Origin of the sequence: Streptomyces incanus, from assembly GCF_042656345.1 — a bacterium.
In the GTDB taxonomy this organism is placed as follows: domain Bacteria; phylum Actinomycetota; class Actinomycetes; order Streptomycetales; family Streptomycetaceae; genus Streptomyces; species Streptomyces incanus.
This window is the reverse complement of sequence record NZ_JBHSPC010000032.1, coordinates 103,879-122,893: the sequence shown is the minus strand read 5'-3', so window position 1 is coordinate 122,893 and position 19,015 is coordinate 103,879. Positions and strand designations below refer to the sequence as shown.

Genomic DNA, 19,015 nt, shown 5'->3' with positions numbered 1-19,015 from the left:
GGGGCGGGTCGGGGCGACCGGCCGACGGGGGCGGGGCGGCGGGTCAGCCGACCGCGCCCTCCATCTGCAGCTCGATCAGCCGGTTGAGCTCGAGCGCGTACTCCATCGGCAGTTCCTTGGCGATCGGCTCGACGAAGCCGCGGACGATCATCGCCATCGCCTCGAACTCGGACAGACCGCGGCTCATCAGGTAGAAGAGCTGGTCCTCGGAGACCTTGGAGACGGTCGCCTCGTGGCCCATGGACACGTCGTCCTCGCGGACGTCGACGTAGGGGTAGGTGTCGGAGCGGGAGATGGTGTCCACGAGCAGCGCGTCGCACAGCACGTTGGACTTGGCGCCGGGAGCACCCTCACCGATCTCGATCAGCCCGCGGTAGGAGGTGCGGCCGCCGCCGCGCGCCACCGACTTGGAGACGATGTTCGACGAGGTGTTCGGGGCCATGTGGACCATCTTGGCGCCCGCGTCCTGGTGCTGGCCCTCGCCGGCGAAGGCGATGGACAGGGTCTCGCCCTTGGCGTGCTCGCCCATGAGGTAGACGGCCGGGTACTTCATCGTCACCTTGGAGCCGATGTTGCCGTCGACCCACTCCATGGTCGCGCCCTCGTAGGCCACGGCGCGCTTGGTGACCAGGTTGTAGACGTTGTTCGACCAGTTCTGGATGGTCGTGTAGCGGCAGCGGCCGCCCTTCTTGACGATGATCTCGACGACGGCGCTGTGCAGCGAGTCCGAGGTGTAGATCGGGGCGGTGCAGCCCTCGACGTAGTGGACGTAGGCGTCCTCGTCGACGATGATCAGCGTCCGCTCGAACTGGCCCATGTTCTCGGTGTTGATCCGGAAGTAGGCCTGGAGCGGGATGTCCACGTGGACGCCCTTGGGGACGTAGATGAACGATCCGCCGGACCACACGGCCGAGTTCAGCGACGCGAACTTGTTGTCGCCGACCGGGATGACGGTGCCGAAGTACTCCCGGAAGAGCTCCGGGTGCTCCTTCAGCGCGGTGTCCGTGTCGAGGAAGATGACGCCCTGCTCCTCCAGGTCCTCGCGGATCTGGTGGTAGACGACCTCGGACTCGTACTGCGCGGCGACACCGGCGACCAGGCGCTGCTTCTCCGCCTCGGGGATGCCGAGCCGGTCGTAGGTGTTCTTGATGTCCTCGGGCAGGTCCTCCCAGGAGGCGGCCTGCGCCTCGGTGGAGCGCACGAAGTACTTGATGTTGTCGAAGTCGATGCCCGACAGGTCCGAGCCCCAGTTGGGCATGGGCTTCTTGTCGAACAGGCGCAGTCCCTTCAGCCGCAGCTTCAGCATCCACTCCGGCTCGTTCTTCTTCGCGGAGATGTCACGGACGACGTCCTCGCTCAGACCGCGCTTGGCCGCGGCGCCTGCCGCGTCGGAGTCGGCCCAGCCGAATTCGTACGTACCCAGGCCCTCGAGTTCGGGGTGGGCAGTCTCCGTGGGGAGAGTCATGCGGGGTTCCTCCCGGCCGTGTTTGCGGATGCGGTTGCGTTGCGGATGTGGGGCGAAGGCTTCTCGGGCTTCGCCCCGGACGTTCTCGGGGATTTCGAGGGCTCCGGGGGCTCCGGGGGCGGTGAGGCCCCCGTGGCCCTCGAGACCGTCGAGGACTTCGGGATGAAGGTGGTGCAGACACCGTCGCCGTGGGCGATGGTGGCCAGCCGCTGGACATGCGTACCGAGCAGCTCGGCGAAGAATTCCGTCTCCGCCTCGCAGAGCTGCGGAAACCGCTCGGCGGCGTGGGCGACCGGGCAGTGATGCTGGCACAGCTGCTCGCCCTGCTGCGGGTGGGGGGCGCTGCGCGCGGTGGCAGCGTACCCGTCCGCGGTGAGCGCCCTGGCGAGGGCCTGGGCGCGCTCCTCGGGGGCCGCCGCCTCCACCGCCTCGCGGTACGAGTCGGCCTGGGCGGCGATCCGGGCGCGGGCGAACGCGGCGATCGCCTCGTCGCCGCCCTCCCGCTCGCCGATCCACTGCAGGGCGTCCACGGCCAGTTCGTCGTACGACTGGTCGAAGGCGTCCCGCCCGCAGTCGGTGAGGGCGAAGACCTTGGCCGGGCGGCCGCGCGTGCGCGCGCCGTAGACCCGCCGCTCGCGCGCCTCCACGATTCCGTCGGCGGCCAGGGCGTCGAGGTGCCGACGGACGGCCGCCTGGGTCAGCCCGAGTCGCTGGGCGAGTTCGGAGACGGTCGACGGGCCGTGGTCCAGGACGGAGCGGGCGACCCGGTTGCGGGTGGACCGCTCACCGGTCGCAAGTTCCTCCTGGGGAGCCTCGCCGACGTTTTTCACAACGCCATTGTTGCGTAATTCATCCGGGCCGGGCAAGCCGTGCATGATCCACCCGGGGTGCGCTGCATCACTTAGGTAAACCTAAAGCGACCTGCGGAAACGATCTTTGATCGATCAAACCGGTGGCGCCCCCGGGGCCCTTCCGGAACACTCCCCGGCATGCCCACACCCCCGCCGACCGGCCCTCTTGTCACCCGGGACACCCTTACCGCCGGACTCGCCGAGCTCGGCGTGCGGCCCGGCGAGACCCTCCTCGTGCACTCCTCGCTCAGCTCCCTGGGCTGGGTCAACGGCGGCCCGGTCACGGTCGTCGGCGCACTGCTCGACGTGCTGGGTCCGGACGGCACCCTGGTCGTCCCGGCCCAGTCCGGCGACCTCTCCGACCCGGCGCTGTGGAGCGATCCGCCGGTGCCGAAGGCCTGGTGGGAGACCATCCGGGCCACCATGCCCGGCTACGACCCGGCGACCACTGCCACCCGCAGGGTGGGCGTCGTCCCGGAGACGGTACGGACCTGGCCGGGCGCCCGGCGCAGCGCCCATCCGCAGACCTCGTTCGCCGCGCTCGGACAGCGGGCGGCGGAGGTCGTCGCGGTGCACGCGCAGGACTGCCGGCTGGGTGAGCACAGCCCGCTGGCAGCACTGGAACGGCTGGACGCCCGGGTGCTGCTGCTCGGCACCGGCTACGACACCTGCACCTGCTTCCACCTCGCCGAGTACCGGATACCCTCCCCGCTCGTCGCGGTGGGCCGCCCCGGCCCGGCGGGCTGGGAGACGTTGCCCGAGGTGTCGATCACCTCCGAGCGCTTCGACGAACTGGGCCACGACTTCGAACGGGACCGCCCCGCGGACCGCCCCGTCGTCCGCGGCAGGGTCGGGGCGGCCGAGGCGCGGCTGTTCCCGCTGCCGGACGCGGTGGCCTACGCGGAGAAGTGGCTGGGAATACACCGACCCCGTGCGGAGGAGTTCCTGAACCCGCCGGTCTGAGGCCCCCGGCGCCTCCCTAGACTCGTGACCCATGCGAAGCGAGCCCGTGGTCCAGGTGCAGGCCCTGGTGAAGCGGTACGGCACGAAGACCGCGGTGGACGGCCTCGACCTGACGGCACGGCAGGGCGTGACGGCCGTGCTCGGGCCCAACGGGGCGGGCAAGACGACCACGGTGGAGACCTGCGAGGGATACCGGCGCCCGGACTCCGGCACGGTGCGCGTCCTGGGCCTGGACCCGGTGCGGCAGTCGGCCGCGCTCAGACCCCGCGTCGGCGTGATGCTCCAGTCCGGCGGCGTCTACTCGGGCGCGCGGGCCGACGAGATGCTCCGCCACATGGCGAAGCTCCACGCGCACCCCCTGGACGTGGACGCGCTGATCGAGCGCCTCGGCCTCGGTTCCTGCGGCCGTACGGCCTACCGGCGGCTCTCCGGCGGCCAGCAGCAGCGGCTCGCACTGGCGATGGCCGTGGTCGGGCGCCCGGAACTGGTGTTCCTGGACGAGCCGACCGCCGGCCTCGACCCGCAGGCCCGCCGCGCCACCTGGGACCTCGTACGGGATCTGCGCGCCGACGGGGTCTCCGTCATCCTCACCACGCACCACATGGACGAGGCCGAACAGCTCGCCGACGACGTCGCGATCATCGACGCCGGCCGGGTGGTGGCCCAGGGCAGCCCCGAGGAGCTGTGCCGGGGCGGTGCCGAGAACACCCTGCGCTTCTCGGGCCGGCCGGGGCTGGACGTGGCCTCCCTCCTCAAGGCGCTGCCGTCCGACTCCCAGGCCGACGAAACGGCCCCGGGGTCGTACCGGGTGGTCGGCGAGGTGGACCCGCACCTGCTCGCCACGGTCACGTCCTGGTGCGCACAGCACGGCGTGCTGCCGGACCGGATCTCGGTCGAACGGCACACCCTGGAGGACGTCTTTTTGGAACTGACCGGCAAGGAGCTGCGTTCGTGAATCGGGCACCCACCGGGACCGACGAGGCCGTCGGCACCGGCGCCTACGCGCCGAAGTCCGGCGCGGCGCCGCTCTCCCGCATGATCGCGGCGCAGGCGGCGCTCGAGACGAAGATGCTGCTGCGCAACGGCGAGCAGCTGCTGCTCACTGTGGTCATCCCCACGCTGCTGCTGGTGTTGTTCAGCACCGTGGACATCCTGGACACCGGCGCCGGCGAGGCCGTGGACTTCCTCGCCCCCGGTGTCCTCGCGCTGGCGGTGATGTCGACGGCGTTCACCGGGCAGGCCATCGCCACCGGTTTCGAGCGCCGGTACGGGGTGCTGAAGCGGCTGGCGTCGTCGCCGCTGCCGCGCTGGGCGCTGATGACCGCGAAGACGCTGTCGGTGCTGGTCACCGAGGTGCTCCAGATCGTCTTGCTGACGGTGATCGCGTTCGCGCTGGGCTGGTCGCCGCAGGGCGGCCCGTTCGCGGTGCTGGTGCTGCTGGTGCTGGGCACGGCCGCCTTCTCGGGACTCGGCCTGCTGATGGCGGGCACCCTGAAGGCCGAGGCGACGCTGGCCGCCGCCAACCTGGTGTTCCTGCTGCTGCTCGTCGGCGGCGGGGTGGTCGTGCCACTGGAGAACTTCCCGGACGGCGCGCAGGACGTCCTCGGGCTGCTGCCCATCGCGGCACTGTCACAGGGCCTGCGGGACGTGCTCCAGGACGGGGCGGGGCTGCCGTGGGGCCAGGCAGCGGTCCTCGCCGGGTGGGCGGTCGCGGGGTTGGCGGCGGCGGGCCGGTTCTTCCGCTGGGAATGAGCGGGCGGCGGAAACGGGCCGGAACCGCCACAGGGCGGACCCTCGTGAAAGCGTGCACAAGCGGCGCCCTACGATGGGTCGCGTGCCAAACCTGACCCGCGCCGACGCCCAGGCGGCCCTGCGCAGCCCCCTCGCCTTCATCGCCGCACGCTGGACCCCGGACCCCCGGACGGTCCGGCGGGCGGTCCTCGCCGCGCTCGTCATGTCGGTGGTCATCGTGGTCACCGGCGGTGCGGTGCGGCTGACCGGCTCCGGCCTGGGCTGCCCGACCTGGCCCAAGTGCACCGACGACTCGATCGCCGCCACCCGCGAGATGGGGGTGCACGGCCTGATCGAGTTCGGCAACCGGCTGCTGACGTACGTGCTGTGCGCCGCCGTCGGCTGGGCGATCATCGCCGTGCGCTCCGAGAAGCCGTTCCGGCGCAGCCTGACGCGGCTGGGCTGGGCACAGTTCTGGATCGTGATGGGCAACGCGGTCCTCGGCGGCATCGTGGTGCTGGTCGGCCTGAACCCGTACACGGTCGCGGCGCACTTCCTGCTCTCCTCGGCGCTGATCGCGGTGGCCGCCGTGCTGTGGCAGCGCGTCCGCGAGGGCGACGGGGAACCCCGGCCGCTGGTCGGCAAGCCGGTACGGCAGCTGGTGTGGTTCCTGGTGGTGGCCTCCGTGCTGCTGATCGCGGTCGGCACGGTGGTGACCGGCGCGGGGCCGCACGCGGGCGACTCCAGCGAGGTCGAGCGGATGCCGCTGGACTGGGAGATGGTCAGCAAGCTGCACGCCGTGCTGGCGTGGATCGTGGCGACCCTGACGTTCGCCCTGTGGTTCGTCCTCAAGGCGGTGGACGCTCCCAAGGGCCCGCTGCACCGCACCCGCGAGCTGTTCCTGATCATCCTCGCGCAGGGCGTGATCGGTTATGTGCAGTACTTCACGGACCTGCCCGAGGTCCTGGTCGGCGCCCATATGCTCGGCTCCTGCGTCATGTGGATCTGGGTGGTGCGGGTCCTGCTGTCGCTGCGCGAACGGCCGGATACGCCGGTGGCCGATCTGCCGGCGCCGCCCGATCAGTCGTCCCGCGCCACGAGCGCGTCGATCGCCGGCCCCAGGTAGTCCCGGGTCAGCCGTGCCCGGCGCAGGACCCATTCCTCGTCGGGCGGCGCGGGATCCTCGTAGCGCCGTCTCCGGATGTCCGCGACCACCTCGCCGGGGGCCCCGAGGGCGGTCAGTACCTCCAGGGCCTCCCGCTTGGAGATCAGCCGGCCCTCGCGCAGCGTGACCGTGGCACGGGCGAAGGTCAGCAGGCCCAGGTCGACCCATACGTCCTGCGTCCAGTGGGCGGCCCGGTCCACCTCCCGTCGCCAGAAGTCGCGCTGGTCGCGCACCACGAACGCGGCGAGTCGGCCGTCCGGCACCGGCGGCAGTACGTCCGCGGGCGGCGCACCGTGCAGGACCCGACCGAAGCGGTGCAGCTCGGTCCGGGTGACCGGAGTGACCGTCCGTGTGAAGAGCTGCCGGTGTGCCCAGGTCAGGTGGCGTCGCTCGGTGTCTTCAACGGTGTCCGGGGTCAGATAGGTGCAGTGCAGCCGGTCGGCGAGTGGCTCGCTCCGCAGGCGGGCGTGCAGCAGCGCCACCCGCCACACCGTCCGCGCCGGGACCGGGTGGTCCAGGACCGTGACCAGGTCCAGATCGCTGCGGCCCTCCCGGTAGTCGCCGGCGGCCAGGGAGCCGTGCGCCCAGACGGCGACCGGGGTGAGCGGCGCGAGGCCGGTGAGGAAGCGGTCGAGCAGGGCGTCGGTCGGCATCCGCCCAGTCTTCACGCCTCGCTCCGGCCCGTACACCCGGCGTTCTCGCCTCATTCCAGTCCGTACACCCTGCCCGCGTTCCCCGAGGCGATCATTTTGGCCACCCGCCGCGCGTCATCGAGCGCCCACGCCCCCTCGGCGACCCAGCCGCCGAGGACCCGGGCGAGCGCCTCGCGGAACAGGCGCGCGCCCACGACGTGCAGTTCGGGCAGCCCCTGGGCGCCGCTGGAGAAGAGGATCTTGCCGAAGGGGGCGAGTTCCAGGACCTCCGCGAGGACGGTCGCCGCACCGGCGCCGGTGCGGGCGAGGGCGGCACCGGAGTCGACGTACACATGCGGGTAGACACCGGCCAGGCGGGCGGCGTGCCGGTGGTCCGGGTAGCCGTGCAGCAGGACGAGGTCGGTGCCGAGCCCGGCGGTGGCCCGGACGAAGCCGTCCAGCAGCGCCGGGTCGGTGGCCTCGGGCCGGAGGCCGGGTGCGCCGAGCCCCGCGTGCAGTTGCAGGGGCCGGCCCGAGGCGACGGCGATCCACAGCAGGTGCCGCAGCAGCACCGGGTCGCTCAGCTCGCCCCCGACCCGGCGTGCGGCCAGCCAGCGCGCGGCCGCGCCGCGCACCTCCCCGGGCCCCGGCGGCTGCGGGGCCAGTGCCGGACCCCGCCGTATGCCGGCGACGGAGGTGAAGGCGACGGCGTGCGCGGCGGCTCCGTGCACGGACTCGGCGAGATTGGCGAGGAAGGACTCCACCGTGCCGGAGGTGTCGGCGACCTGCTCGGCGAGTTGCTCGAGGCGCACGATCTCGTGGGCCTCGGCGGCGCCGACCGTGGCCAGTTCGGCCGTGCCGGTGAGGTCGCCGGGCAGTCCGGTGTCGACGAGGTAGGTGGTGATGCCGCTGGCCCGCAGCAGTCGGCGGCCCGTCTCGACGACGCCCAGCTCACGGCGCCGGGCCAGATAGCGGGCAGGCGGGCAGTGCGGCTCCAGGCCGAGCAGGGGCGGGCACCAGCGGCGTACGGCGAAACCGGTCTGGGTGTCGAAGAGGGTGGTGCCCGGGGCGGGCGGGCCCTCACTGCGGGCGAGCTGGGCCTCGAAGGTGCCGAGGCCCAGCTCGGTGCGCAGCACGCCGTGGCAGTACTGGTCCACGAGGGACGGCGGGTCGATCATCCGGGCTCCCCAGGTGGGCGCTGCACTGGCTTCGCAGGGCCTAACGGTGAACCGGTGAGTAGGTGTTGCCCGGCCGCGGGGTTGCCGTGGCGCGGCCCGGCGTCCCTCGCCGGGCCGGCGCCGCCCGAAGGCGTGGTTCAGCCGTTGGCCGGGCCGCCGATCTGGAGGCCCGCCATGCGGGTCCATTCGTACCGGCCGGTCCTGACCTTGGCCGCGAGCTCGCCGTCGAAGTCGTCGTGAAGGGTGAGGCCCGCCCGCTCGGCCGCCTTCTGGGCGATGGGGTAGGAGTGGGCGACCAGGTCGCCCCAGTCGCCGTCCTCGCCGACGAGCACGATCCGGGCGCCGCGCTGTCCGAGGTACGCGATCTGGCCTTCGGCTCCGCCGTGGGCGGTGGCGAAGCCACTGATCCGCTTGGCGAGCCTGGCCGCCTTCCGGTCGGCCTTGCGCTCGGCCTTCTGTTCGGCCCGCTGCCCGGAGGTCTGCTCGGCCTTGGGGTCCGACTGCTGCGTGTCTGCCATGACCAGGATGCTACCGACGGGTAGATCGAACGGCGACGGGTGGGGTCCGTGGTCTTGGCCACGGACCCCACCCGTCGAACGACTGCTCGGGAGGGCCTACCGCAGGAAGGGGTCCACCGCGACGGCCACGAAGAGCAGCGACACATAGGTGATGGACCAGTGGAACAGCCGCATCTCCTTGAGCTTGCCGCCGGTCACCTCGGACTTGGCCCGGTTGAGGAGCGCGTGCGCCTCCCAGAGCCACCAGCCGCCCGCGGCCAGCGCGACCGCGGTGTAGAACCAGCCGGTGTAGCCGAGCGGGGTGAGCAGCAGCGACACCGCGACCATGACCCAGCTGTAGACCACGATCTGCTGGGCGACGGCCTTGTTGGAGGCGATCACCGGGAGCATCGGCACGCCCACGCGCGCGTAGTCCTCCTTCACCTTCATGGACAGCGGCCAGTAGTGCGGCGGCGTCCAGAAGAAGATGACGAGGAAGAGGACGACCGGCGCCCAGGACATCGAGTTGGTGACCGCGGACCAGCCGATCAGTACCGGCATGCAGCCGGCGATGCCGCCCCACACGATGTTCTGCGACGTACGCCGTTTGAGGATCATCGTGTAGACGACGACGTAGAAGAGGAGCGCGCCGAGGGAGAGCCAGGCGGACAGCCAGTTGACGGCGAGGCCGAACAGCAGGGTCGAGACGACGGCCAGGGCGACGCCGAAGACCAGGCACTCGCGCGGGCTGACCATGCCGGTGACCAGGGGGCGCTGCGAGGTGCGGTCCATCAGCGCGTCGATGTCGCGGTCCAGGTACATGTTGAGCGCGTTGGCACCGCCCGCCGACAGGTAGCCGCCGAGGCAGGTCAGCAGCACCAGCCGCAGGTCGGGCACACCCTGCTGCGCCAAGAACATCACCGGAACGGTGGTGATGAGCAGCAACTCGATGATCCGCGGCTTGGTCAACGCCACGAACGCCTTGACACGGGCCCCGATCGGCCGGTGACTCGGGTTCTGGCTCGCCCCGATAACCCCCGCAGGACGGGATTCAACGGCCGTCACTCGCACCCCTGACAGAGACATCCCAGCAAGCCCTCCCGTATGAAGCGGCGGTGAAGACTCGCGCGTACCACGCCACCTTAGACGTTGCCCAGACCCGGACATTCGCGGGGGTCGGGTCGTGTTGAACATGGTCGCTCATGGCACGGATCCGGGCTCGATTGAGCATCCGGATGAGCGGCTCCGTATTCATCTGCCGAATGCGCATACTTCCCCGTCAGAAGGCGGATCGCCGGGAGTCCCGGCAGTCTGGAAGGGCTCGGAGGAAGCACGTCCTACGGGGGTAGGCTCGACTTCGCCGGTATGTACTCGTCCGGCATCCGAAAACATGTGGAGAGGAGCCCTGACTCAGGGTGAGCACCAAGCCGACCACCACAGACCTCGAGTGGACCGAGCTGGACCAGCGGGCCGTGGACACCGCCCGCGTCCTGGCCGCCGATGCCGTACAGAAGGTCGGCAACGGCCATCCCGGTACGGCGATGAGCCTGGCGCCCGCCGCCTACACCCTCTTCCAGAAGGTGATGCGGCACGACCCCTCGGACGCCGACTGGGTCGGGCGGGACCGTTTCGTCCTGTCCGCCGGACACTCGTCCCTGACTCTCTACACCCAGCTGTACCTGGCCGGTTTCGGTCTGGAGCTGGACGACCTGAAGGCGTTCCGCACCTGGGGTTCGAAGACGCCGGGCCACCCGGAGTACGGGCACACCACGGGTGTGGAGACGACGACCGGGCCGCTGGGCCAGGGTGTCGCCAACGCGGTCGGCATGGCGATGGCCGCCCGCTACGAGCGCGGTCTGTTCGACCCGGAGGCCGCTCCCGGGGAGTCCCCGTTCGACCACTTCATCTACTGCATCGCCGGTGACGGCTGCCTTCAGGAGGGCATCTCCGCGGAGGCGTCCTCGATGGCCGGCCACCAGAAGCTCGGCAACCTGGTCCTGCTGTGGGACGACAACCACATCTCGATCGAGGGCGACACCGAGACGGCCGTCTCCGAGGACACCGTCAAGCGGTACGAGGCCTACGGCTGGCATGTGCAGCGGGTGGCCCCGAAGCCGGACGGCGACCTGGACCCGAACGCGCTCTACGACGCGATCGAGGAGGCGAAGAAGGTCACCGACCGGCCGTCGTTCATCGCGATGCGTTCGATCATCGCCTGGCCGGCCCCGAACGCGCAGAACACCGAGGCCGCCCACGGCTCGGCGCTCGGCGACGACGAGGTGGCCGCCACCAAGCGGGTGCTGGGCTTCGACCCGGAGCAGACCTTCGAGGTGACCGACGAGGTCATCGGCCACACCCGCGGGGCGCTGGAGCGCGGCAAGCAGGCGCGGGCCGAGTGGGAGAAGTCGTTCCAGAAGTGGCGGAGCGACAACGCGGAGCGCGCGGCCGAGTTCGACCGGGTCGCGGCCGGTGAGCTGCCCAAGGGCTGGGAGGACACGCTTCCGGTCTTCGAGCCGGGCAAGGCGGTCGCCACGCGTGCCGCGTCCGGCAAGGTGCTCCAGGCGCTCGGCGCGGTCGTCCCGGAGCTGTGGGGCGGCTCGGCCGACCTGGCGGGCTCCAACAACACGACGATCGACAAGACCTCGTCGTTCCTCCCGGCGGACAACCCGCTGCCCGAGGCGAACCCGTACGGCCGCACGATCCACTTCGGCATCCGCGAGCACTCCATGGCCGCGGAGATGAACGGCATCGCGCTGCACGGCAACACCCGCATCTACGGCGGCACCTTCCTGGTGTTCTCCGACTACATGCGCAACGCGGTGCGGTTGTCCGCCCTGATGCACCTGCCGGTGACGTACGTGTGGACGCACGACTCCATCGGTCTGGGCGAGGACGGCCCGACCCACCAGCCCGTGGAGCACCTGGCCTCGCTGCGCGCCATCCCCGGTCTGAACGTCGTCCGCCCCGCGGACGCCAACGAGACCGCGATCGCCTGGCGGGAGATCCTCAAGCGCTGGACGAAGGAGTTCGGCAAGGGCGCCCCGCACGGTCTGGCCCTCACCCGCCAGGGCGTGCCGTCCTACGAGCCGAACGAGGACGCCGCGCGCGGTGGGTACGTGCTGTTCGAGGCCGAAGGGCCCTCCGGGCAGAGCACGCAGCCGCAGGTGGTCCTGATCGCCACCGGTTCCGAGGTGCACATCGCCGTCGGGGCGCGCGAGCAGCTGCAGGCCGCCGGTGTGCCGACGCGCGTGGTGTCCATGCCGTCGGTGGAGTGGTTCGAGGAGCAGGACCAGGGGTACCGGGACAGCGTTCTGCCGCCGGCCGTGAAGGCCCGCGTCGCCGTCGAGGCGGGCATCGGCCTCACCTGGCACAAGTACGTGGGGGACGCCGGGCGCATCGTGTCCCTGGAACACTTCGGCGCGTCCGCCGACGGCAAGGTGCTGTTCAAGGAGTACGGCTTCACCGCCGAGAACGTGGCGTCCGTCGCCCGCGAGGCGCTCGACGCGACCACCGGTACCGCCGCAGCCCAGGGCTGACGCTCACATACGAAACGTAGGAGATGGAATTTCCATGACAGACGCACTCAAGCGCCTTTCCGACGAAGGCGTCGCGATCTGGCTGGACGACCTGTCGCGCAAGCGGATCACGTCCGGCAACCTCGCCGAGCTGATCGACCAGCAGCACGTCGTGGGCGTCACCACCAACCCGTCGATCTTCCAGAAGGCGATCTCCGAGGGCGACGGCTACGAGGAGCAGCTCGCCGACCTCGCCGCCCGCAAGGTCACGGTCGAAGAGGCCATCCGGATGATCACCACGGCGGACGTCCGCGACGCCGCCGACATCCTGCACCCGGTCTTCGACGCCACCGGCGGCCAGGACGGCCGGGTCTCCATCGAGGTCGACCCGCGTCTCGCGCACAACACGCGCTCCACCGTCGCCGAGGCAAAGCAGCTGGCCTGGCTGGTGGACCGGCCCAACACCCTGATCAAGATCCCGGCGACCGAGGCCGGCATCCCGGCGATCGCCGAGACCATCGGCCTGGGCATCAGCGTCAACGTCACGCTGATCTTCTCCCTGGAGCGCTACCGCAAGGTCATGGACGCGTTCCTGACCGGCCTGGAGAAGGCCAGGGAGCGCGGCCTGGACCTGTCGAAGATCCACTCGGTGGCGTCGTTCTTCGTGTCCCGGGTGGACACCGAGATCGACAAGCGGATCGACGCGCTCGGCACCGACGCCGCCAAGGCGCTGCGCGGCAAGGCCGCCCTCGCCAACGCGCGCCTGGCCTACCAGGCGTACGAGGAGGTCTTCGCCACCGACCGCTGGAGCGCGCTGGAGCGCGAGGGTGCCAACAAGCAGCGTCCGCTGTGGGCCTCCACCGGTGTGAAGGACAAGGCGTACAAGGCCACGCTGTACGTCGACGACCTGGTGGCGCCGAACACGGTGAACACCATGCCGGAGGCGACCCTGGTGGCCACCGAGGAGTCGGGCGAGATCACCGGCAACACCATCGCCGGCACCTACGAGCAGGCCCGCGCCGACCTCGACGCCGTGGAAAAGCTCGGTATCTCGTACAACGAGGTGGTGCAGCTGCTGGAGGACGAGGGCGTCGACAAGTTCGAGGCGGCCTGGAACGACCTGCTGAAGTCGACCGAGGCGGAGCTCGCGCGCCTCGCCCCTTCGGAGGGCTGACACCTTGTCGAGCAGCAATCCGCTGCGTGACCCGGCAGACCGACGGCTCCCGCGTGTCGCGGGGCCGTCGGGCCTGGTCATCTTCGGGGTCACGGGCGATCTGTCGCGCAAGAAGCTGATGCCGGCGGTGTACGACCTCGCCAACCGGGGTCTGCTGCCGCCGGGCTTCTCACTGGTCGGTTTCGCCCGCCGCGAGTGGGCGAACGAGGACTTCGCGCAGGAGGTCCACGACGCGGTCAAGGAGCATGCCCGCACCCCCTTCCGCGAGGAGGTCTGGCAGCAGCTCATCCAGGGCATGCGCTTCGTCCAGGGCACCTTCGACGACGACGAGTCCTTCGAGCGGCTGCGGGGCACGATCGAGGAGCTGGACAAGGCGCAGGGCACGAGCGGCAACTTCGCGTTCTACCTGTCGGTGCCGCCGCGTTCCTTCCCGGTGGTCATCCAGCAGTTGAAGAAGCACGGGCTCGCCGACCAGTCGAGTGGTTCCTGGCGGCGCGCGGTGATCGAGAAGCCGTTCGGCCACGACCTGAAGTCGGCCGAGGAGCTCAACGCGATCGTCCACGAGGTGTTCGCCCCGGACCAGGTCTTCCGCATCGACCACTACCTGGGCAAGGAGACCGTCCAGAACATCCTGGCGCTCCGCTTCGCGAACACGATGTTCGAGCCGATCTGGAACCGGTCCTTCGTCGACCACGTGCAGATCACCATGGCCGAGGACATCGGCATCGGCGGCCGGGCCGGCTACTACGACGGCATCGGCGCCGCCCGTGACGTCATCCAGAACCACCTGCTCCAGCTCATGGCGCTGACCGCCATGGAGGAGCCGGCCTCCTTCGGTGCGGACGCGCTGGCCGCGGAGAAGACCAAGGTGCTCGGCGCCGTACGACTGCCGAAGGACCTGGGCCGGGACACCGTGCGCGGGCAGTACGCGGCGGGCTGGCAGGGCGGCGCGAAGGCGGTCGGGTATCTGGAGGAGGAGGGCATCGACGCCTCCTCGAACACCGATACGTACGCCGCGATCAAGCTGGGCGTGGACAACCGCCGCTGGGCGGGCGTCCCCTTCTACCTGCGCACCGGCAAGCGGCTGGGCCGCCGGGTCACCGAGATCGCGGTGGTGTTCCAGCGGGCACCGCACTCCCCCTTCGACTCCACGGCGACCGAGGAGCTCGGGCAGAACGCCATCGTGATCCGCGTCCAGCCGGACGAGGGTGTCACGGTGCGGTTCGGCTCGAAGGTGCCGGGCACGTCGATGGAGATCCGGGACGTGTCGATGGACTTCGCCTACGGCGAGTCGTTCACCGAGTCCAGCCCGGAGGCGTACGAACGGCTCATCCTCGACGTCCTGCTGGGGGACTCCAATCTCTTCCCCCGCACCGAGGAGGTCGAGCTGTCCTGGAAGATCCTCGACCCGATCGAGGAGTACTGGGACAAGCACGGCAGGCCGGCCCAGTATTCGGCCGGTACCTGGGGGCCCGTCGAGGCGGACCACATGCTCGAGCGAGACGGACGGAGCTGGCGCCGGCCATGAAGATAGACCTCACGGACACCACGGCCGGCGAGATCAACAAGTCGCTGGTGAAGGCCCGCCGGGCCGTCGGCACTCCGGCGGTCGGCATGGTGCTCACCCTGGTCATCGTGACCGACGAGGAGAACGCCTACGACGCGCTGAAGTCCGCCGGGGACGCCTCGCGCGAGCATCCCTCGCGCACGGTGGTCGTCATCAGGCGCGTCTCCCGCTCGCACCGCGACCGTACGCAGTCCCGGCTGGACGCGGAGGTGCTGGTCGGCGCGGACGCGGGCACCGGTGAGACGGTGGTGCTGCGGCTGTACGGCGAGGTCGCCGACCACGCCCAGTCGGTGGTGCTGCCGCTGCTGCTGCCGGATGCCCCGGTGGTGGTCTGGTGGCCGGTCAACGCCCCGCTGAATCCGGCGGGCGATCCGCTGGGCGCGCTGGGCCAGCGCCGGGTGACCGACACCTATGCCTGCGAGCAGCCGGTACGGGAGCTCGCGGCCCGTGCCGACTCCTACACCCCGGGCGACACCGACCTGTCCTGGACCCGGATCACACCCTGGCGTTCGATGCTGGCGGCGGCCCTGGACCAGGTGACCTGCGAGGTGCAGGGCGTCGAGGTGGAGGGCGAGGAGTTCAATCCGAGCTGTGAGCTGCTGGCGATGTGGCTCGCGGACCGGCTGGACGTCCCCGTGAAGCGTTCGCTGTCCGCCGGCCCCGGGCTCACGGCGGTCCGTCTGACGACCGACTGCGGCCCGATCGTGCTGGACCGGGCCGACGGTTCGCTCGCGACGCTGTCGATCCAGGGGCAGCCCAAGCGTGCGGTGGCGCTCAAGCGCCGGGACACGTCGGAGCTGATCGCGGAGGAGCTGCGCCGGCTGGACCCGGACGACACGTACGCGTCGGCGCTGCGGTACGGGGTCGAGCGGCTGAAGGACTCGGCGAACGGGCCGGGGGCGTCGAAGGCGCCGTCGGGCGAGCGGCTGGCGGCGGTGTCCCGCGGGCTGACCGAGGCCTCCAGCGCGCTCGACGAGGTGTCGCGGGCGCTGGACGAGGCGTCGGGGGCTCCGAAGGAGCCGACGCGGGAGCCCGAGGCGTCGGGTGGTTCCGGGAAGCGGCCGGCGGGTGAGTCGCCGGCCAAAGGAGCGGGGGGACCCGCTTCCGTCGAAGCGGCTGCGGAAGGTTCCCGGGTCACGGCGGCGGCGCAGGCCACGGTGAACAGGGCGGCGAAGTGAGTACGACACCGCAGCTCGTCGTGCACCGCGACAAGGAGCTGATGGCGCAGGCCGCGGCGGCCCGGCTGATCACCAGGATCGTGGACGCGCAGGCCTCGCGGGGTTCGGCGTCCGTGGTCCTGACCGGGGGCCGCAACGGCAACGGCCTGCTGGCCGCGCTCGCGGCGGCGCCCGCCCGGGACGCGGTCGACTGGGGCCGGATCGACCTGTGGTGGGGCGACGAGCGGTTCCTGCCGGAGGGCGACCCGGAGCGCAACGTCACCCAGGCCCGCGAGGCGCTGCTCGACGCGGTGCCGCTGGATCCGGAGCGCGTGCACGCCATGCCCGCGTCCGACGGACCGCACGGCACCGACGTGGACGCGGCGGCGGCCGCGTACGCCGAGGAGCTGGCCCGTGCCGCGGGACCGACGAACCACGGCGGGGTGCCGGAGTTCGACGTGCTGATGCTGGGCGTCGGCCCGGACACGCACGTGGCGTCCCTCTTCCCGGAGCTGCCCGCGGTCCGGGAGACGGAGCGCGTGGTGGTCGGCGTCCATGGCGCGCCCAAGCCGCCGCCGACCAGGGTGACGCTCACCCTGCCGGCGATCCGCGCGGCCCGGGAGGTGTGGCTGCTGGCGGCCGGCGAGGACAAGGCCGAGGCCGCGGCGATCGCCTTGTCGGGCGCGGGCGAGATCCAGGCCCCGGCGGCGGGCGCGTACGGCCGGGCCCGCACCTTGTGGCTGCTGGACGCGGCGGCGGCCTCACAGCTGCCGCGGGCCCTGTATCCGCCGGCGTCGGCGTAACGCGCGCACCGCACGACGCGCACGGACCCCCGCTTCCTCGCGAAGCGGGGGTCCGTGCGCTGTCCGGGTGGGGGACGGTGTCCGTCACTTCACCGAGCCCGCCATCACCCCCTGCACGAAGTGCCGCTGGAAGGCGAAGAACACGACCACCGGCACCACCAGGGACAGGAACGCCCCCGGCGCGAGCACATCGATGTTGCTGCCGAACTGGCGGATCTGCGACTGGAGTTCCACCGTCAGCGGCTGCGAGGAGCTGTCGGCGAAGAGGAGGGCGACCAGCATGTCGTTCCAGACCCACAGGAACTGGAAGATGGCGAGGCTGGCGATCGCCGGGCGGCCGACGGGCAGGACGAGCCGGGTGAAGATGCGCCACTCGCTGCCGCCGTCCATCCGGGCGGCCTCCAGCATCTCCTTGGGCATCTCGGCGAAGTAGTTCCGCAGCAGGAACACCGCGAACGGCAGCCCGTACGCCACATGGAACAGCACGACACCGGGGATGGTGCCGAACAGCCCCAGCTGGCCGAAGAGTTTGGCGACCGGCAGCAGCCCGATCTGCACGGGGACCACCAGCAGCGCCACCACGAGGAGGAAGATCGCCTCGCGGCCGGGGAAGTCGAGCCAGGCGAAGGCGTATCCGGCGAGCGCCGCGACGGCCACGACCAGGACCGTGGTCGGCACCGAGATCAGCACGGTGTTCCAGAACGCCTGGGTCATGCCCGAGTTCTTCAGCAGGGCCGCGTAGTTGTCGAAGGACAGCTGCCCGGGACTGGCGAACACGGTCCACCAGCCGCCCTTGGCCGTGTCCTCGGCGGACCGCAGCGAGGACAGGAACAGGCCGGCCAGCGGGGTCATCCACACCAGGCCGATCACGACCAGGAACGCCTGCACCACGGCGTTGCCCAGGCCGCGCCGGATCGCGTTCATCGCTGACTCCTTCGGAAGCGGCGGACGTTGAAGACCATGGCGGGGACGACCAGCAGCAGGAGCAGCACCCCGAGCGCGCTGCCCAGCCCCTGGTTGTTGCCGCCGCCGAACGACACCAGCCACATCTGGGTCGCGAGCACGGTCGCGTCCTCCTGCACGGGTCCGGGCGCGATGATGTAGACGAGGTCGAACACCTTCATCACGTTGATCACCAGGGTCACGAAGACGACGGTGAGGACCGGCGCGAGCAGCGGGACGGTGATCCGGCGGAAGATCTGCCACTCGTTCGCGCCGTCCATCCGCGCCGCCTCCAGCGCGTCCCGCGGCAGGGCGGAGAGTCCCGCGCCGATCAGCACCATCGCGAACCCGGTCCAGATCCACAGGTAGGCCCCGATGATCGCCGGGGTGACGAGGGTGGGTCCGAGCCAGGAGATGCCGTCGTAGGGGGGCGCGAAGTTGGCGGCGGGCAGTTTGAGCGCGTACGGGCCGGTGTCCAGGCCGGTGAAGCGGAACGAGCCGTCGGCGGCGGTCGTCGTGCTCGCGACGGTGCGTCCGTCGCGGACCGCCTCGACCGTCATCCCGGGCAGTCCGCTCTCCTCCTGGTCGACCACCCCCGGCTCGCCTCCCCCGCCGGGGGTGAAGTCGAGGTAGACCACTCCGCGGAGCTCGTCGGAGCCGGCCTCCTGCCGGGTGGCCGCCGGGTGGGCGGGTGCGGCGCCGTCGGGCAGGTCCTTGGGGGCGACACCGACCAGGCCGAGGGCCGTGGTGGCGCCCGGTGAGATGTCCGCGCCGGTCTGGTACCCGCCGTCGGACTCCTTGGTCAGGCCCGGCCCGGCGCCGCCCCCGCCGCCGGTGTCCTCGCGGGCGCGGGCCGTCGGGTAGGAGGAGCTGCCCTTGAAGGTGTCGTGGACCGAGACGGCGGCGGCGTTCAGCACGCCCTTGTCGGGGTCGTCGTCGTAGGCGAGCCGGAAGATGATGCCGGCCGCCAGGAAGGACACCGCCATCGGCATGAAGAGCAGCAGTTTGAAGGCGGTGGCCCAGCGGACCTTCTCCACCAGCACGGCCAGGATCAGGCCGAGGCCGGTGAGCAGGGTGGGGGCGATCACGACCCAGATCGCGGTGTTGCGGACGGCCTTGAGGGTGGCCGGGTCGCGGAACATCTCGGTGTAGTTCTCGCCGCCCACGAACCGGGCGCCGGAGGCGTCGAAGAGGCTGCGGCCGACGGAGAACAGCACCGGGTACACGACCAGCGCGCCCAGCAGGAGCAGCGCGGGCAGCACGAACAGCACGGCGACGATCCGCCCCCGCCGGCGCAGGCGCCGGCGGCGGGCACGATCGGGGTGCGAGGGAGCCGGCGGGCTCGCCTCTTTCACCAGGGTGGCGGTCATGGTGG

The 19,015-nt window shown here is 71.2% G+C and carries 17 protein-coding genes; 9 read left to right on the top strand and 8 right to left on the bottom strand.

From position 1 onward, the window contains the following. Positions 1 to 43: 43 nt before the first annotated feature. Positions 44 to 1,465 carry a Fe-S cluster assembly protein SufB gene (sufB, locus tag ACFP2V_RS12435; protein ID WP_381209979.1) on the bottom strand — a complete coding sequence of 474 codons (1,422 nt, stop codon included), beginning with the start codon at positions 1,463 to 1,465 and terminating at the stop codon, positions 44 to 46. After that, positions 1,462 to 2,295, bottom strand: coding sequence for a helix-turn-helix transcriptional regulator (locus ACFP2V_RS12430; protein WP_381209976.1), 834 nt, complete (start codon positions 2,293 to 2,295; stop codon positions 1,462 to 1,464). Before ACFP2V_RS12430 ends, sufB begins: the two co-directional genes overlap by 4 nt. 159 nt (positions 2,296 to 2,454) lie before the next feature. Between ACFP2V_RS12430 and ACFP2V_RS12425 the strand changes: the two genes are divergently transcribed. From ACFP2V_RS12425 to ACFP2V_RS12410, 4 genes are all read left to right on the top strand, one after another. Then, entirely contained in the window at positions 2,455 to 3,279 is an 825-nt protein-coding gene (locus tag ACFP2V_RS12425; RefSeq protein ID WP_381209973.1) for an AAC(3) family N-acetyltransferase, read from the top strand. Between the two features lie 31 nt (positions 3,280 to 3,310). Continuing rightward, positions 3,311 to 4,234 carry an ABC transporter ATP-binding protein gene (locus tag ACFP2V_RS12420; RefSeq protein WP_381209970.1) on the top strand — a complete coding sequence of 308 codons (924 nt, stop codon included), beginning with the start codon at positions 3,311 to 3,313 and terminating at the stop codon, positions 4,232 to 4,234. An 80-nt stretch (positions 4,235 to 4,314) separates the two neighbouring features. Further along, complete coding sequence (locus tag ACFP2V_RS12415; protein ID WP_381210370.1) at positions 4,315 to 5,031, top strand: ABC transporter permease; 717 nt, start codon at positions 4,315 to 4,317, stop codon at positions 5,029 to 5,031. 73 nt (positions 5,032 to 5,104) lie between these two features. Beyond that, positions 5,105 to 6,136 (top strand): COX15/CtaA family protein, encoded by a 1,032-nt coding sequence (locus tag ACFP2V_RS12410; protein WP_381209967.1) that lies wholly within the window; start codon positions 5,105 to 5,107, stop codon positions 6,134 to 6,136. Here the strand turns inward: ACFP2V_RS12410 and ACFP2V_RS12405 are convergent. The 4 genes from ACFP2V_RS12405 to ACFP2V_RS12390 form a co-directional block, all read right to left on the bottom strand. Continuing rightward, positions 6,091 to 6,828, bottom strand: coding sequence for a nucleotidyltransferase domain-containing protein (locus tag ACFP2V_RS12405; RefSeq protein ID WP_381209964.1), 738 nt, complete (start codon positions 6,826 to 6,828; stop codon positions 6,091 to 6,093). The two genes, ACFP2V_RS12410 and ACFP2V_RS12405, sit on opposite strands and share 46 nt — an antisense overlap. 50 nt (positions 6,829 to 6,878) lie before the next feature. Next, on the bottom strand, positions 6,879 to 7,985 hold the full coding sequence (locus tag ACFP2V_RS12400) for an amidohydrolase family protein (protein WP_381209961.1): 1,107 nt from the start codon (positions 7,983 to 7,985) through the stop codon (positions 6,879 to 6,881). Positions 7,986 to 8,122: 137 nt separating this feature from the next. Next, on the bottom strand, positions 8,123 to 8,503 hold the full coding sequence (locus tag ACFP2V_RS12395) for a hypothetical protein (RefSeq protein WP_381209958.1): 381 nt from the start codon (positions 8,501 to 8,503) through the stop codon (positions 8,123 to 8,125). 96 nt (positions 8,504 to 8,599) lie between these two features. Beyond that, positions 8,600 to 9,553, bottom strand: a complete 954-nt coding sequence (locus ACFP2V_RS12390; protein WP_381210367.1) for a heme o synthase — start codon at positions 9,551 to 9,553, stop codon at positions 8,600 to 8,602. 344 nt (positions 9,554 to 9,897) lie between these two features. Here ACFP2V_RS12390 and tkt point away from each other — a divergent pair, with 344 nt between their 5' ends. The 5 genes from tkt to pgl are packed head-to-tail and all read left to right on the top strand — an operon-like array spanning position 9,898 to position 16,698. Beyond that, positions 9,898 to 12,018: a transketolase gene (tkt, locus tag ACFP2V_RS12385; RefSeq protein WP_381209955.1), complete on the top strand. Its 2,121-nt coding sequence runs from the start codon at positions 9,898 to 9,900 to the stop codon at positions 12,016 to 12,018. A gap of 34 nt (positions 12,019 to 12,052) precedes the next feature. Further along, positions 12,053 to 13,171, top strand: a complete 1,119-nt coding sequence (tal, locus tag ACFP2V_RS12380; protein ID WP_381209952.1) for a transaldolase — start codon at positions 12,053 to 12,055, stop codon at positions 13,169 to 13,171. A 4-nt stretch (positions 13,172 to 13,175) separates the two neighbouring features. Next, entirely contained in the window at positions 13,176 to 14,699 is a 1,524-nt protein-coding gene (gene zwf, locus ACFP2V_RS12375; protein WP_381209949.1) for a glucose-6-phosphate dehydrogenase, read from the top strand. After that, positions 14,696 to 15,916, top strand: coding sequence for a glucose-6-phosphate dehydrogenase assembly protein OpcA (gene opcA / locus ACFP2V_RS12370; RefSeq protein ID WP_381209946.1), 1,221 nt, complete (start codon positions 14,696 to 14,698; stop codon positions 15,914 to 15,916). The genes zwf and opcA overlap by 4 nt, the downstream gene beginning before the upstream one ends. A 41-nt stretch (positions 15,917 to 15,957) precedes the next feature. After that, positions 15,958 to 16,698: a 6-phosphogluconolactonase gene (gene pgl / locus ACFP2V_RS12365; protein ID WP_381210364.1), complete on the top strand. Its 741-nt coding sequence runs from the start codon at positions 15,958 to 15,960 to the stop codon at positions 16,696 to 16,698. 84 nt (positions 16,699 to 16,782) lie between these two features. Here pgl and ACFP2V_RS12360 read toward each other — a convergent pair whose 3' ends face one another. Together ACFP2V_RS12360 and ACFP2V_RS12355 are read right to left on the bottom strand one after the other, a co-directional pair. Further along, positions 16,783 to 17,622: a carbohydrate ABC transporter permease gene (locus tag ACFP2V_RS12360; protein WP_381209943.1), complete on the bottom strand. Its 840-nt coding sequence runs from the start codon at positions 17,620 to 17,622 to the stop codon at positions 16,783 to 16,785. Then, positions 17,619 to 19,010 carry an ABC transporter permease gene (locus ACFP2V_RS12355; RefSeq protein WP_381209940.1) on the bottom strand — a complete coding sequence of 464 codons (1,392 nt, stop codon included), beginning with the start codon at positions 19,008 to 19,010 and terminating at the stop codon, positions 17,619 to 17,621. Before ACFP2V_RS12355 ends, ACFP2V_RS12360 begins: the two co-directional genes overlap by 4 nt. Positions 19,011 to 19,015 lie beyond the last annotated feature (5 nt).

Excerpts from the sequence above, each read along its gene's own strand:
- sufB (WP_381209979.1), bottom strand. The coding sequence starts at position 1,465 with ATGACTCTCCCCACGGAGACTGCCCACCCCGAACTCGAGGGCCTGGGT.
- ACFP2V_RS12425 (WP_381209973.1), top strand. The coding sequence starts at position 2,455 with ATGCCCACACCCCCGCCGACCGGCCCTCTTGTCACCCGGGACACCCTT.
- ACFP2V_RS12420 (WP_381209970.1), top strand. The coding sequence starts at position 3,311 with ATGCGAAGCGAGCCCGTGGTCCAGGTGCAGGCCCTGGTGAAGCGGTAC.
- ACFP2V_RS12415 (WP_381210370.1), top strand. The coding sequence starts at position 4,315 with ATGATCGCGGCGCAGGCGGCGCTCGAGACGAAGATGCTGCTGCGCAAC.
- ACFP2V_RS12410 (WP_381209967.1), top strand. The coding sequence starts at position 5,105 with ATGGGTCGCGTGCCAAACCTGACCCGCGCCGACGCCCAGGCGGCCCTG.
- ACFP2V_RS12405 (WP_381209964.1), bottom strand. The coding sequence starts at position 6,828 with ATGCCGACCGACGCCCTGCTCGACCGCTTCCTCACCGGCCTCGCGCCG.
- ACFP2V_RS12400 (WP_381209961.1), bottom strand. The coding sequence starts at position 7,985 with ATGATCGACCCGCCGTCCCTCGTGGACCAGTACTGCCACGGCGTGCTG.
- ACFP2V_RS12395 (WP_381209958.1), bottom strand. The coding sequence starts at position 8,503 with ATGGCAGACACGCAGCAGTCGGACCCCAAGGCCGAGCAGACCTCCGGG.
- tal (WP_381209952.1), top strand. The coding sequence starts at position 12,053 with ATGACAGACGCACTCAAGCGCCTTTCCGACGAAGGCGTCGCGATCTGG.
- opcA (WP_381209946.1), top strand. The coding sequence starts at position 14,696 with ATGAAGATAGACCTCACGGACACCACGGCCGGCGAGATCAACAAGTCG.
- pgl (WP_381210364.1), top strand. The coding sequence starts at position 15,958 with ATGGCGCAGGCCGCGGCGGCCCGGCTGATCACCAGGATCGTGGACGCG.
- ACFP2V_RS12360 (WP_381209943.1), bottom strand. The coding sequence starts at position 17,622 with ATGAACGCGATCCGGCGCGGCCTGGGCAACGCCGTGGTGCAGGCGTTC.
- ACFP2V_RS12355 (WP_381209940.1), bottom strand. The coding sequence starts at position 19,010 with ATGACCGCCACCCTGGTGAAAGAGGCGAGCCCGCCGGCTCCCTCGCAC.